General features: G+C 55.4%; 11 protein-coding genes. 4 read left to right on the top strand and 7 right to left on the bottom strand.

The window, feature by feature from the left end; genetic code table 11:
• Positions 1-128: 128 nt before the first annotated feature.
• The 4 genes from ABLV78_RS18250 to nagB all read right to left on the bottom strand — a co-directional run bounded on the left by ABLV78_RS18250 (position 129) and on the right by nagB (position 4,207).
• Positions 129-881, bottom strand: coding sequence for an HAD-IIA family hydrolase (locus ABLV78_RS18250; protein WP_047049267.1), 753 nt, complete (start codon positions 879-881; stop codon positions 129-131).
• 45 nt (positions 882-926) lie between these two features.
• Positions 927-2,147 (bottom strand): DNA-binding transcriptional regulator NagC, encoded by a 1,221-nt coding sequence (gene nagC, locus ABLV78_RS18245; protein ID WP_015367709.1) that lies wholly within the window; start codon positions 2,145-2,147, stop codon positions 927-929.
• An 8-nt stretch (positions 2,148-2,155) separates the two neighbouring features.
• Positions 2,156-3,304: an N-acetylglucosamine-6-phosphate deacetylase gene (nagA, locus tag ABLV78_RS18240; protein ID WP_015367708.1), complete on the bottom strand. Its 1,149-nt coding sequence runs from the start codon at positions 3,302-3,304 to the stop codon at positions 2,156-2,158.
• Between the two features lie 102 nt (positions 3,305-3,406).
• Entirely contained in the window at positions 3,407-4,207 is an 801-nt protein-coding gene (nagB, locus tag ABLV78_RS18235; RefSeq protein ID WP_015367707.1) for a glucosamine-6-phosphate deaminase, read from the bottom strand.
• 314 nt (positions 4,208-4,521) lie between these two features.
• Here nagB and nagE point away from each other — a divergent pair, with 314 nt between their 5' ends.
• The 4 genes from nagE to ABLV78_RS18215 all read left to right on the top strand — a co-directional run bounded on the left by nagE (position 4,522) and on the right by ABLV78_RS18215 (position 10,534).
• On the top strand, positions 4,522-6,474 hold the full coding sequence (gene nagE / locus ABLV78_RS18230; RefSeq protein WP_047049264.1) for a PTS N-acetyl glucosamine transporter subunit IIABC: 1,953 nt from the start codon (positions 4,522-4,524) through the stop codon (positions 6,472-6,474).
• A 177-nt stretch (positions 6,475-6,651) separates the two neighbouring features.
• The gene (gene glnS, locus ABLV78_RS18225; RefSeq protein WP_045381516.1) at positions 6,652-8,319 is read left to right on the top strand and encodes a glutamine--tRNA ligase; all 1,668 of its coding nucleotides are present in this window, start codon (positions 6,652-6,654) and stop codon (positions 8,317-8,319) included.
• A 434-nt stretch (positions 8,320-8,753) separates the two neighbouring features.
• Positions 8,754-10,154, top strand: coding sequence for a chitoporin ChiP (chiP, locus tag ABLV78_RS18220; protein WP_045392987.1), 1,401 nt, complete (start codon positions 8,754-8,756; stop codon positions 10,152-10,154).
• A gap of 47 nt (positions 10,155-10,201) precedes the next feature.
• Entirely contained in the window at positions 10,202-10,534 is a 333-nt protein-coding gene (locus tag ABLV78_RS18215; RefSeq protein WP_045392989.1) for a ChiQ/YbfN family lipoprotein, read from the top strand.
• A 52-nt stretch (positions 10,535-10,586) separates the two neighbouring features.
• Here the strand turns inward: ABLV78_RS18215 and ABLV78_RS18210 are convergent, their stop codons facing one another.
• The 3 genes from ABLV78_RS18210 to tcuA are packed head-to-tail and all read right to left on the bottom strand — an operon-like array spanning position 10,587 to position 14,467.
• Complete coding sequence (locus ABLV78_RS18210; RefSeq protein WP_047049261.1) at positions 10,587-11,882, bottom strand: MFS transporter; 1,296 nt, start codon at positions 11,880-11,882, stop codon at positions 10,587-10,589.
• Positions 11,883-11,937: 55 nt separating this feature from the next.
• A complete protein-coding gene (tcuB, locus tag ABLV78_RS18205) occupies positions 11,938-13,077 on the bottom strand; it encodes a tricarballylate utilization 4Fe-4S protein TcuB (RefSeq protein WP_047049259.1) in 1,140 nt (379 codons plus the stop codon).
• A complete protein-coding gene (gene tcuA, locus ABLV78_RS18200) occupies positions 13,064-14,467 on the bottom strand; it encodes an FAD-dependent tricarballylate dehydrogenase TcuA (RefSeq protein WP_047049255.1) in 1,404 nt (467 codons plus the stop codon). The genes tcuB and tcuA overlap by 14 nt, the downstream gene beginning before the upstream one ends.
• Between the last annotated feature and the right edge of the window lie 55 nt (positions 14,468-14,522).

The following is a 14,522-nucleotide window of genomic DNA, read 5'->3' as shown; positions in this document are numbered from 1 at the left end:
TGTTGAAAAATGCGTATGTTTAGCGCAGCTTTATTGATGAATGTTTAGCAATAAGCCGTTTTCATTAGATGAATCTATTTTTAGCAGCGCTATAAATAAAAAACCACGTCCTGGGACGTGGTTTCGGCTCAAAAAACGTCGATTTCGGCGACCGACGGATAAATCCACGACGGGCGGAACGGCATGCTATCGATATCGTCCAGCATGGAGACTCCGGAGAGCACCAGAATGGTCTCAAGGCCCGCCTGGAAACCGGCGAGGATATCGGTACGCAGGTTATCGCCGACGATCACCGTTTGCTCGGAGTGGGCCTGCATTTTGTTGAGCGCGGAACGGATAATCCACGGGCTTGGCTTACCGACATAAAACGGTTTCCGGCCGGAGATTTTTTCAATCCCCGCACAGAGCGCGCCGCAAGCAGGGTAGTAGCCGCGGCCGTGAGTATCCGGGTTGGTGGCGATAAAGCGCGCGCCGTTGGCGACAAAGAAAGCCGCTTTATGCATCATTTCCCAGTTAAAGGAGCGGGTCTCGCCAACGATGACGAAATCAGGATTAACGTCGGTGATGGTGAAGCCAGCCTTATACAGTTCGTGGATGAGCGCGCCTTCGCCAACTACGTAGGCCTTCTTACCTTCCTGGCGACGCAGGAAATCGGCGGTGGCCATGGCGGAAGTGTAGAACGCGGTATCCGGCACTTCGATACCGGCGGTGGCGAAGCGGTTGGCCAGGTCCTGCCCGGTTTGCGAAGGATAGTTGGTCAGCATCACCAGCGGCATACCTTTATCCAGGATGCGCTTGATAAATTCAGCGGCGCCGGGAACAGCCACGTTATCGTGCATCAGCACGCCGTCGATATCACAAATTACGTTTTGAATGGTCATGAACAGTCCAACATCATTAACGAAAGGCGAAACTATAAAGCTGGATTAACTTTCCAGCAAATGCTGTAACAGGATGCCGTTGAGCATCGCGCGCTTGACCAGCGCAAAGGCGCCGATGGCTGAGCGGTGATCGAGCGTCGAGCGTACCACCGGCAGATTGTGGCGAAACGCTTTCAACGCCTGGCCGTTGATACAGCTTTCAATGGCCGGTAGCAGCACCTTTTCCGCCTCGACGATTTCACCGGCAATCACCACTTTTTGCGGGTTAAACAGGTTGATAGCGATGGCGATGGTTTTGCCCAGATGACGGCCAACGTATTCGACCACTTCGCAGGCCAGCGCATCGCCTTTATTTGCCGCTTTGCAGATAGTTTTGATATTGCAGTCATCAAGCGTGATACGGCTTTGATAGCCCTGCTCAAGCAGATGGCGGACACGGTGCTCAATAGCGGCGTTCGCGGCGACGGTTTCCAGACAGCCGAAGTTGCCGCAGTGACAGCGCTCGCCTAACGGGTCGACCTGGATATGGCCAATTTCGCCAACGTTGCCGTTACGGCCGATAAAAATACGCCCGTTGGAAATAATGCCCGCGCCGGTACCGCGGTGTACGCGCACCAGAATAGAGTCTTCGCAATCCTGGCTTGCGCCAAAATAGTGCTCGGCCAGCGCCAGGCTGCGGATATCGTGGCCGACAAAACAGGTGACGTTAAAGCGTTTTTCCAGCGCTTCGACCAGCCCCCAGTTCTCCACCTGAATATGCGGCATATAGCGGATAACGCCGCTTTCAGGGTCGACCAGCCCCGGCAAAATGACCGAAATGGCGATAAGCTCGCGGATTTTGCGCTGACAATTTTCAATAAAGGTGGCGATGATATTCAGCAGCGCGTGCTCGAGCGTTTCCTGGGTACGCTCCGGTAGCGGGAAGTGCTCTTCTTCCAGCGTTTTACTGCTTAAATCATAAAGGGTCAGGGTGGCGTCATAGCGGCCTAGCCGCACGCCGATAGCGTTGAAATTGCGGGTTTCCGCGATGATAGAGATGGCGCGGCGCCCCCCGGTGGAGGCCTGCTGATCGACTTCTTTGATCAGGCCGCGCTCAATAAGCTGACGCGTAATTTTGGTTACGCTGGCAGGGGCAAGCTGACTTTGTTCCGCTATCTGAATGCGCGAGATGGGACCATGTTGGTCAATCAGCCGATAGACGGCCGCGCTGTTCAGCTGTTTTACCAGATCGACGTTACCAATTTGAGCTTGTCCGCCTGCTGTCATACTTTTACTTACTCAGTGACGACCTCGTTACCATTAACGATGGTCTTGATGATTTTATAATCGCGGCTGAAAGCGGTCAGGTTAGCGACCATACCCGGCGCAATGCTACCGAGCTGCTTGTCCACGCCAATCGCGCGCGCCGGGTAGAGCGTCGCCATACGCAACACTTCATCCAGCGCCACGCCGCAATGTTCAACGAGGTTACGTACCCCTTCAATCATGGTCAGCGAAGAACCGCTGAGAGTGCCGTTTTCATCCACGCACAGACCATTACGGTAGTATATTGTTTTACCAGCAAAAATGAACTGGTCAATATTAGCCCCTGCCGGCGCGGTGGCGTCGGTCACCAGGCATAGTTTATCGCCTTTCAGCCGTTTCGCATTACGCACGTTGGCGTAGTCGACGTGCATGCCGTCAACGATGATACCGCAGTAGACATCCGGCTCGTCGAAAATGGCGCCGGCCAGGCCCGGTTCACGGCCGGTAATATACGGCATGGCATTATAAAGGTGCGTCGCAAAAGTGATACCGGCGCGGAAACCGATTTTCGCTTCTTTCAGCGTAGCGTTAGAGTGGCCTGCCGAAACCACGATGCCGGCGGCGACCAGTTTACGGATCACTTCCGGCTCGACGCGCTCAGGGGCCAGCGTCACTTTGGTGATAACGTCGGCGTTGTCGCACAGGAAATCAACCAGCGCGGCGTCCGGTTTACGCACGTAGTCCGGGTTATGGGTGCCTTTCTTGACGATATTCAGCCACGGTCCTTCCAGATGCAGACCCAGCGCCTGGTTGGGGTGTTTTTGCAGGTATTCGCGCATCACGCGGATGCCTTGCTTCATCAGATCATCGCTGGAAGTAATCAGCGTCGGCAGGAAGTTGGTGCAGCCGGAACGTTCGTTCGCTTTCTGCATAATTTCCAGCGTTTCGACGGTGACCGCATCCGGACTATCGTTGAACTGCACGCCGCCGCAGCCGTTCAGCTGGACGTCGATGAAACCGGGGGCAATAATCGCGCCGTTGACCGAGCGTTGCTCAATTTCAGACGGCAAATCAGCCAGCGGACAGAGACGTTCGATACGGCCATTGGCGATAACAACCGCATGGTCATCGAGAATTTCATGACCGGTGTAAACCCGGCCCTGGGTTAATGCATACATTACGACCCCCGGTATATACGCCCCACCAGCTCAACTCGCATTGTTCTGGCGTTGCATACAAAGAAAAAGATGGTCCCACGCCAGGGCGCGGGACGGACTACATTACAGACCTTTAATATTTTCAGCTTCTAATTCGTTGAAATATTTCAGGGTCTTCACTTTCAGTTCCATCGTGGACGGCTCGTCGCAGACCACAACCGCTTTCGGATGCAGCTGCAGACAGGTGATGGTCCACATGTGGTTGACGTTACCTTCTACCGCCGCCTGCAGCGCCAGCGCTTTCTGATGGCCCAGCACCAGAATCATCACTTCTTCCGCATCCAGCAGGGTACCCACGCCCACGGTCAGCGCATATTTCGGCACCAGATCCACGTCGCCATCGAAGAAACGAGAGTTGGCCACGCGGGTGTCATGGGTCAGGGTTTTAATACGGGTACGGGATGCCAGAGAAGAGGCCGGTTCGTTAAACGCGATATGACCATCGTTACCTACGCCGCCCATGAACAGGTGGATTTTACCGTAGGAGCGAATTTTTTCTTCATAACGACGGCATTCTGCATCGATATCCGGCGCATTACCATTCAGCAGGTTGATATTTTCAGCTGGAATATCAACATGGTCAAAGAAATTGCGGTGCATGAAGCTATGATAGCTTTCCGGATGCTCTTTCGGCAGGCCAACATACTCATCCATGTTGAAGGTAACAACGTGCTTGAAGCTAACCTGGCCTGCTTTATGCATTTCAACCAGCGCTTTGTAAGCGGTAAGAGGCGTACCACCGGTAGGCAGACCCAGTACGAACGGACGGTCCGCGGTCGGTTTGAACGCGTTAATGCGGTTAACGATATGACGGGCAGCCCATTTACCTACTTGTTCAGCTGTTACCAGGGGGATCAGTCTCATTCTTCACCTCTATAGTTAAATTAGAACCTGGCGGATTGGCGCCAGCATACTATGAAGAGTATTGCAGCAACTGCGCCGACCGGGGTCAATCCGTGTTGATTTTTTGAATGATAAAATAAGTTTTCGATGTTAGCCAGTCAAAGGGAGGGGTGAATACGATATTTGGTGATTATAGTCACAAAAAATACCCGTTTAATTTGCGATACGAATTAATTTTTCACACACTTTGCCGGTAAGTGATAAATCCGACCTTGTTACACAATAAAAAAGTGGCTTTGAAATGAGCCTCATCGGGGTCTCATAGGGGGAATAAGATGAATATTTTAGGTTTCTTTCAGCGGCTGGGTAGGGCTTTACAGCTCCCTATCGCAGTGCTGCCGGTCGCGGCATTGCTGCTGCGATTCGGGCAACCAGATCTGCTGAACGTACCCTTCATCGCGCAAGCGGGTGGGGCAATCTTTGACAACTTAGCGTTGATCTTCGCCATCGGCGTGGCATCAAGCTGGTCCAAGGATAACGCGGGTTCTGCGGCGCTGGCCGGCGCGGTAGGTTATTTCGTGATGACCAAAGCGATGGTCACCATTAACCCGGAAATTAACATGGGCGTGCTGGCGGGTATCATTACCGGTCTGGTCGCGGGTGCTGTTTATAACCGCTGGGCCGGCATTAAACTGCCAGACTTCCTGAGCTTCTTCGGCGGCAAACGCTTCGTACCGATCGCTACCGGCTTCTTCTGTCTGGTGCTGGCTGCTATCTTCGGCTATGTCTGGCCGCCGGTACAGCACGCTATTCATGCGGGCGGCGAATGGATCGTCTCTGCGGGCGCGCTGGGCTCCGGTATCTTCGGTTTCATCAACCGTCTGCTGATCCCAACCGGTCTGCATCAGGTGCTGAACACCATTGCCTGGTTCCAGATTGGCGAGTTCACCAACGCCGCGGGCGCGGTCTTCCACGGCGACATCAACCGCTTCTACGCCGGTGACGGCACCGCGGGGATGTTCATGTCCGGCTTCTTCCCGATCATGATGTTCGGTCTGCCGGGCGCGGCGCTGGCGATGTATCTGGCTGCGCCGAAAGAGCGTCGTCCGATGGTCGGCGGTATGCTGCTGTCCGTCGCCATCACCGCGTTCCTGACCGGTGTGACCGAGCCGCTGGAATTCCTGTTCATGTTCCTGGCGCCATTGCTGTACCTCCTGCACGCAATCCTGACCGGTATCAGCCTGTTCATCGCAACGGCGCTGGGTATCCATGCGGGCTTCTCCTTCTCCGCGGGCGCTATCGACTACGTGTTGATGTACAGCCTGCCGGCAGCCAGCAAAAACGTCTGGATGCTGTTGGTGATGGGCGTGGTGTTCTTCTTCGTTTACTTCCTGTTGTTCAGCGCGGTTATCCGCATGTTCAACCTGAAAACGCCGGGTCGTGAAGATAAAACCGACGACGTCGTGACTGAAGAAGCTAACAGCAACACCGAAGAAGGTCTGACTCAGCTGGCGACCAACTACATCGCAGCCGTAGGCGGTACCGATAACCTGAAAGCTATTGATGCCTGTATCACCCGTCTGCGTCTGACCGTCGGCGACTCGGCGAAAGTCAACGATGCCGCCTGTAAACGTCTCGGCGCCTCCGGCGTGGTGAAACTGAACAAACAGACCATCCAGGTCATCGTTGGCGCGAAAGCGGAATCCGTGGGCGACGCGATGAAGAAAGTGGTGGCGCGTGGCCCGGTTGCCGCAGCGGCTGCCTCGACTGACAGCGCGCCAGCCGCCGCGCCTGTGGCCAAACCGCAGGCGGTTGCCAACGCTAAAACCGTCGAAGCGCTGGTTTCCCCGATTACCGGCGAAGTGGTGGCGCTTGAGCAGGTACCGGATGAAGCCTTCGCCAGCAAAGCCGTCGGTGACGGTGTCGCGGTGAAACCGACCGATAACATCGTTGTCGCGCCGGCGGCCGGTACGGTGGTGAAAATCTTCAACACCAACCACGCGTTCTGCCTGGAAACCGATAACGGTGCGGAAATCGTCGTCCATATGGGCATCGATACCGTCGCGCTGGAAGGGAAAGGCTTTAAACGTCTGGTTGAAGAGGGCGCACAGGTGAAAGCCGGCGAGCCGATTCTGGAAATGGATCTGGCGTTCCTCAACGCCAACGCTCGCTCGATGATTAGTCCGGTCGTCTGCAGCAACAGCGATGATTACAGCGCGCTGGTGATTCAGGCAACGGGTAACGTTGTCGCCGGCCAAACGCCGTTGTTCGAGATTAAAGGCAAGTAAGGCTCCTGAGTTGAGTTTTGCCTCAGCGGCGCAGCGAAACCTGCGCCGCTTTTTTTTGCAGCAAATACCCCCATATCCAACAACAGATACGTATTTTGCGTAACTAATAGTTGTCTCTGCGTCCTGCTTGTAAGATCATGTGCCGTTATACGTTGTTTACGCTTTGAGGAACCCGTGATGAGTGAGGCAGAAGCCCGCCCGACTAACTTTATCCGTCAGATCATCGATGAAGATCTGGCTACCGGTAAGCACACCACCGTTCATACCCGCTTCCCGCCGGAACCGAACGGCTATCTGCACATTGGCCATGCAAAATCCATTTGCCTGAACTTCGGCATCGCCCAGGATTATCAAGGTCAATGTAATCTGCGTTTCGATGACACCAACCCGGTTAAAGAAGATATCGAATACGTAGAGTCGATTAAAAACGACGTGCAGTGGTTAGGTTTCCACTGGTCCGGCGATGTCTGCTACTCCTCTGATTACTTCGATCAGCTGCATCAGTATGCGGTTGAACTGATCAACAAAGGTTTGGCTTACGTTGACGAGCTGTCCGCCGACGAGATCCGCGAATACCGCGGTACTCTGAAAGAGCCGGGTAAAAACAGCCCATACCGCGATCGTAGCGTGGAAGAGAACCTCGCGCTGTTCGAAAAAATGCGCACCGGCGGCTTCGAAGAGGGCAAAGCCTGCCTGCGCGCCAAGATCGACATGGCGTCGCCGTTCATCGTGATGCGTGACCCGGTGCTGTATCGCATTAAATTTGCGGAACACCATCAGACCGGCAACAAGTGGTGCATCTACCCGATGTACGACTTCACCCACTGCATTAGCGATGCGCTGGAAGGTATCACCCACTCGCTGTGTACCCTGGAGTTCCAGGACAACCGTCGTCTGTACGACTGGGTGCTCGACAACATCAGTATTCCGGTGCATCCGCGTCAGTATGAATTCTCGCGCCTGAATCTCGAATACACCGTGATGTCCAAGCGTAAGCTGAATCAGCTGGTGACCGAGAAGCACGTTGAAGGCTGGGATGACCCGCGTATGCCGACTATTTCCGGTCTGCGCCGTCGTGGTTATACCGCTGAATCCATCCGCGAGTTCTGCAAACGTATCGGCGTGACCAAGCAGGACAACACCATTGAGATGGCGTCGCTGGAGTCGTGCATTCGTGAAGATCTGAACGAAAACGCCCCGCGCGCGATGGCGGTGATCGATCCGGTTAAACTGGTTATCGAAAACTATCCGCAGGGCGCAAGTGAAATGGTGGCGATGCCGAACCATCCGAACAAGCCGGAAATGGGCAGCCGCGAGGTTCCGTTCAGCGCTGAGATCTGGATCGATCGCGCGGACTTCCGTGAAGAAGCCAACAAACAGTACAAGCGTCTGGTGCTGGGTAAAGAAGTGCGTCTGCGCAACGCCTACGTGATCAAAGCTGAGCGCGTTGAGAAAGATGCAGAAGGTAATATCACTACCATCTTCTGTACTTACGATGCCGATACCCTGAGCAAAGACCCGGCCGATGGCCGCAAGGTTAAAGGCGTTATCCACTGGGTGAGCGCGGCGCACGCGCTGCCGGTTGAAATCCGCCTTTACGATCGTCTGTTCAGCGTACCGAACCCGGGCGCGGCGGATGACTTCCTGGCGGTAATGAACCCGGAATCGCTGGTCATTAAGCAAGGTTTTGCGGAACCGAGCCTGTCGAAAGCGCAGGCGGGTAAAGCATACCAGTTCGAGCGCGAAGGTTACTTCTGCCTCGACAGCCGCTATGCCACCGAAAGCCATCTGGTCTTCAACCGCACCGTTGGCCTGCGTGACACCTGGGCTAAAATCGGCGAGTAATTCTCGCCGTATTCATGAAACGCCGCGCCCTGCGGCGTTTTTTTATTGCAGAATCAGTGGATTAAAAACTGATATTTTTTCGATGCGAATTAATTTTATTAAAACACAGTAATAATTACCCATCTCTTCCTGCCTGCATATTTACATTTAACCGTTTCAGCTTTCATCAATTATCAGTTTTTTTCCGATATAACCATGACTTATCGTTAAAAATACTGAGAAGTAAGTCTGTAACAAAACGACATAAATTATGTGCGCTTTGTCATAATCTTAAGCTTTGCTCTGCGAAAGAGATTGATAATTCGCGTCACGAAAAATAGTCTATCCATAGTGGTTTCGCGGCCTTTTAACCGCACCGCTTTTCAAATTTTTTTATTTTTTTAGCGAGCTGCCTTTGGCAATCGCAATTTTAAAACGTCAAAGAGGATATGCACATGCGTACGTTTAGTGGCAAACGTAGTACGCTGGCGCTGGCTATTGCCGCCGTCACCGCGATGTCGGGTTGGGTTGTGGCCCCACAGGCCAGCGCAGCAGGTTTTATCGATGATTCTACCTTAACCGGCGGTATCTATTACTGGCAGCGTGAGCGCGACCGTAAAAACGTAGAAACCGACAAATACGAAACTAACCTTTCTCATTCTACCTGGAACGCCAACCTGGATTTCCAGTCCGGCTACGCGGCCGACATGTTTGGTCTGGATATTGCTGCCTTCACCGCGATTGAAATGGCGGAAAACGGCGACAGCGGCCACCCGAACGAAATTGCTTTCTCCTCCAGCAACCGTGCCTACAGCGAAGATTATACCGGCGATAAGAGCGGGATAAGCCTGTATAAAGCGGCGGCTAAATTTAAATTCGGCCCGGCGTGGGCGCGCGCGGGCTACATTCAGCCGACCGGACAAACGCTGCTGGCGCCGCACTGGAGCTTTATGCCGGGTACCTATCAGGGGGCTGAAGCCGGGGCGAACTTCGACTACGGCGATAACGGCGCGCTGAGTTTCTCCTATATGTGGACGAACGAATATAAAGCGCCGTGGCATATCGAGATGGATGATTTTTACCAGAACGATAAGAAAACCAAAGTTGACTATCTGCACTCTCTTGGCGCGAAGTACGATTTTAAAAACGATCTGGTGCTGGAAGCCGCATTTGGTCAGGCCCAGGGCTATATCGATCAGTACTTTGCTAAAGCCAGCTACAAATTTGATATCGCGGGTTCGCCGTTGAGCACCAGCTATCAGTTCTACGGTACCCGCGATAAAGTCAGCAACGGCGGCGTCAACGATATCTACGACGGTACCGCGTGGCTGCAGGCGATCACTTTCGGCTATAAAGCGGCCGATGTGCTGGATCTGCGTCTGGAAGGGACCTGGGTGAAAGCCGATGGCCAGCAGGGCTACTTCCTGCAGCGTATGACGCCAACCTATGCCTCCTCTAACGGTCGTCTCGATATCTGGTGGGATAACCGCTCTGACTTTAACGCCAACGGCGAGAAAGCGGTGTTCTTCGGCGCGATGTACGACATGAAGAACTGGGATATGCCGGGCTGGGCGTTTGGCGCGTCCTATGTTTACGCCTGGGATGCGAAGCCTGGCAGAATGGCATCCCCGGATGCTTACTACGATCCTAACTATCGTCTGAAAGAATCCGCCTACAGCCTGGATGCCATCTACACCCTGCAGGAAGGCCGCGCGAAAGGAACGATGTTCAAACTGCACTTCACGCAATACGACAACCACTCCGACATCCCAAGCTGGAGCGGCGGTTACGGCAACATCTTCCAGGATGAGCGTGACGTGAAGTTTATGGTTATCGCGCCGTTCACCATTTTCTGATGCCTGCGCGGCGGGCGTGAGCCTGCCGCCCCTCCGGGAGAATAACTATGAAAAAACTGCTGCTCATCGCCATCATGGCATCGGGTCTGGTCGCCTGCGCGCAGTCGCCAGCGCCGAAAGAAGATTCCAAATTGAAAGATGCCTATAGCGCCTGTATCAACACGGCGGAAGGTAATCCGGACAAGATCGAAGCCTGCCAGAGCGTACTGAACGTATTGAAACAAGAGAAACCGCATCAGCAGTTTGCGACGCAGGAGAGCGTCAGAGTGCTGGATTATCAGGCCTGTATTCAGGCGACGCGCACCGGTAATGACCAGGCGGTCAAAGCGCGCTGCGATAAAATCTGGCAGGAGATTCGCAGTAACAACACCACGAAGTAAAGCAGACGGTTAAGCGAAAACGGGCGGAGCGCACACTCCGCCCGTGGCTATTTTAACGCGGTATTTCCGCCGGCTGATAGCCGCGGCTTAGACGCATGAACAGCATGGCGGTGGCGGCGAATCCGCATAGCGCCGCGCACATCAGCCACCAGCCCGGCGCGCTTTTATCACCGGTGATTTCGACCAGCGCGGTGGAAATAGCCGGCGTCAGCCCGCCAAAGATAGCGGTGGCGAGGCTAAATGCCAGCGAAAAGCCCACGGTGCGGACGTAAACGGGCATCACTTCCGTTAGCGCCGCCACCATCGCGCCGTTATACATACCGAAAAAGAACGAGAACCACAGCAGCACCAGCGTCATGCGGGTGAAATCCGGCGCGGCGGTGAGCCATTGCATCACCGGCCAGGTGGTCAACAGCGCCAGGATGGTAATTCCCATCAGCACCGGGCGGCGGCCTATCTTGTCTGAGAGCGCCCCGCCAATCGGTAACCAGATAAAGTTAGAAATACCGACCAGCATCGTGACCAGCAAGCTGTCGCGCGCGCTCAGATGCAGTACCGCTCTGCCGTAGGTTGGGGTATAGACGGTAATAAAATAAAAGGTGGTGGTGGTCATCGCCACCAGTAAGGTGCCCGCGCTGATGATGCGCCAGTTTTTAACAATAGTGGTCAGTATCTCTTTCGTATCGGGACGATGCTTACGCTGCAGAAACGCTTCGGTCTCCTGCAGCGAACGCCGGAGTACGAAAATCAGCGGGATAATCAGGCAGCCGATAAAGAAGGGGATGCGCCAGCCCCATTCTGCAATCTCGTCGTGACCCAGCGTTTCGTTCAGCGCGTAGCCAATCAGCGCCGCCATGACGATGGCCACCTGTTGGCTGGCGGACTGCCAACTGGTATAGAACCCTTTTTTCCCCGGTTTGGCGATTTCCGACAGGTAGACCGACACACCGCCGAGCTCGACCCCGGCCGAGAATCCTTGCAGCAAACGGCCAATTAAGACCAGCACCGGCGCCAGCACGCCGATGGTTTGGTAGCCCGGCACCAGCGCAATCAGTAACGTGCCACAGCCCATAATCGCCAGGGTGACCATCAGCCCTTTGCGGCGACCGATCCTGTCAATATAAGCCCCTAATACCACCGCGCCGATGGGGCGCATCAGGAAGCCGGAGCCAAACACGGCAAAGGTGAGCATCAACGCCGCGAACTCGCTCTCTGCCGGAAAGAAGGTTCTGGCGATATAGGTGGCGTAGAAACCAAACAGAAAGAAGTCGAATTGCTCGAGAAAATTACCGCTGGTTACGCGGAGAATTGCGCCGAAGGTACCGGCGCGCGAGGTTGGTTGGGTCATAGGGTTTGCTCTCCATTGTCTTTATCTTGTTGTTATAGAGGTAAGAGGGAGCGGGTTAGTCGCCTGCGACTGCCGCCTGTTTTCCGCGCCGCTTCTCAATCGCCCACTTGAGTAACGCCGCACAGCGATAAAATCCGTGGGCAAATTTTCCGTAAGGCAGCGTTAAAAACAGCGCCATCACCACCCCGAGATGGATAGCGAGCAGAATGCCCATCCACGAGGTGTCCCGGCCCGCCAGTAGCGCGAGCCCGGTAAAACTGGTCAGTAGCAACAGCAGGATAAAAGCGCGATCCATCGGTTTTTGCCGCGCGTCGCCGTGCAGCGGCGAGCGGCGCAGATTCAGCCATAGCAAACCCGCAGGGCCTACCAGCAGCCCGATGCCGCCGAGCGTGCCCAGCAGTACCGGTACGCTAAAGAACGGGTAGGGCGCCTCCCAACCGGCGAGATAGTGATAGCCCGTGGCCACAACCGTGGCGGCGAAACAGAGCATGAAACCGTAGAAAGTGAAGTGGTGAAAACGGCGGCGCATCAGGGTGAAGGCGTCATCGGCCTCGTTACAGCCTTTACCGTGTCCGCCGTCGAGATATTTCAACGTCAGCGCATCATGTGAGGCCCTGGCGAGATCGCCAGCCTGCGGTTGGCCCGGCGAGATCTCGCGCCAGAAACGAATCACCCCGCTCATCAGTAAACCGATGGCCGCAATGAAAACCGAACCGAACATCCACGCCAGCAGGTTATGCGGGAAAATCTGGTAGAAATCACCGGCCAGCGGCGGGTGCAACAGAGAGCCTTTGAGCCCCATCGCCAACAGCAGAAACAGGACAAGACCCGCGACCAGCGCCAGCACCGTGGCGATCCCCGCACGGCGATATAAACTGCCGAAAGCGGCGGGCCGGGCGTAATGTTGATAGGTTTCCAGCCGCACTTCCGCCATCGCTTTGGGAACATTAATCGCAAACTCGTGCGGCGGGGCATACTGGCAGGCGTGCAGGCAGGCGCCGCAGTTGTGGCACAGGTTCGCCAGATAGTTAATATCCGCCTTGCCAAATTCCAGACGCTGGGTCATGGCCGGAAATACGGCGCAAAAGCCTTCGCAATAGCGGCAGGCGTTACAGACCTGCATCACCCGTTCGACTTCCGCTTCCGGCTCGGTGATGATTTGCGCCTCGATGATCAGCTTTTCAAGCGACTTCATGATGTTTCTCCTGCTGTGCCGCCATGGCGGCTTGCTGACCGGCAATGCGGCCGAATGTGGTGCCAATCGACATGCCTACGCCGGCGGTATAGCCTTTGCCCAGTACGTTGCCGGCCATCATTTCGCCGGCGACAAACAGGTTGCGGCTCGGCTTACCGGCAAAGTGGACGGCGGCGTGTTGATTGACGTACAGCCCGAGGTAGGTGAAGGTGATCCCTGGACGCAGGGCATAACCATAATAAGGCGGCGTATCGATAGGCCGCGCCCAGTGGGTCTTCGGCGGCGTCAGGCCGGAAGTGGTGCAGTTATCAAGACGGGTATGGTCGAACTGGCCTGGCGTACAGGCGGCATTGTAGCTGGCGATGGTCTGTGACAAACGTTCGCCGTCCAGCCCCAATTGGCGCGCCAGTTCCGCGATGGTATTGGCCTGGGCGCCCGGAAATACCGGCGGCATAAATTGTCCAACGGCTTTGCTGTCGATGATCGAATAGCCGATTTGCCCCGGCTGGTGGGCGACCAGACGGCCCCAGATGGCGTAACGTTTGGGCCAGAAATCTTCCCCTTCATCATAAAAGCGCTCGGCATCGCGGTTCACCACCACCCCCAGCGACACGCAGTCGACGCGGGTACAGATGCCGCCGTCATAGAGCGGCGCCCGGGCGTCAATGGCGACGCAGTGCGACTGTGAAGGATCGCCGATGATATCGGCCCCGGCATCGATCATAAATTTGAGCAGCACTCCCTGATTAAAACGGGTGCCGCGGATGAGAAAGTTGTCTGCAGGCCATTCGCCGCGCTCATTTTGCCCCCAGGCTTCGCGCAGCCACTCGCGGTTAGATTCAAAACCGCCGGCGGCGAGCACGCAGGTTTTAGCGGCGATCCGCTCAGTGCCTGCCAGCGCGGCGACGAATTCGCCATCACGTAATTCAAGCGCCTGTACCGGGGTGTTATAGCGGATCTGTACGCCCATCTGTTCGGCGCTGCGGTAATAGGCATTGACCAGGGCTTTGCCGCCGCCCATAAAAAAGGCGTTAGTGCGGGCGACGTGCAGGGCGCCGGATAACGGCGGTTGAAAGTTAACGCCATGGCGGCGCATCCAGTCCCGACAGTGCGACGAGGTGCGGATCACCAGACGGGCCAGCGCTTCGTTGGTATTGCCGTCGGTAACGCGCAGCAGATCCTGCCAGTATTCTTCTTCCGGATAGCTGTCGACTAAGACATCCTGCGGCGCATTGTGCATACAACGCAGATTACGCGTGTGCTGAGAGTTACCGCCCCGCCATTCCCGCGGCGCGGCTTCCAGCAGCAGTACGGATGCGCCTGCTTCCCGGGCGGTTAAGGCGGCGCATAACGCGGCGTTGCCGCCGCCAATCACCAGTACATCCACCATTATCGGCTCCATTACGCTTTGACTAATTGTTAAATTTGTAATGGAAATGTAAGGT

Source organism: Klebsiella sp. CN_Kp075 (assembly GCF_040065055.2).
GTDB lineage: Bacteria > Pseudomonadota > Gammaproteobacteria > Enterobacterales > Enterobacteriaceae > Klebsiella > Klebsiella aerogenes.
The sequence above is the reverse complement of the archived record's forward strand: the minus strand, read 5'-3'. Positions and strand labels throughout refer to the sequence as shown.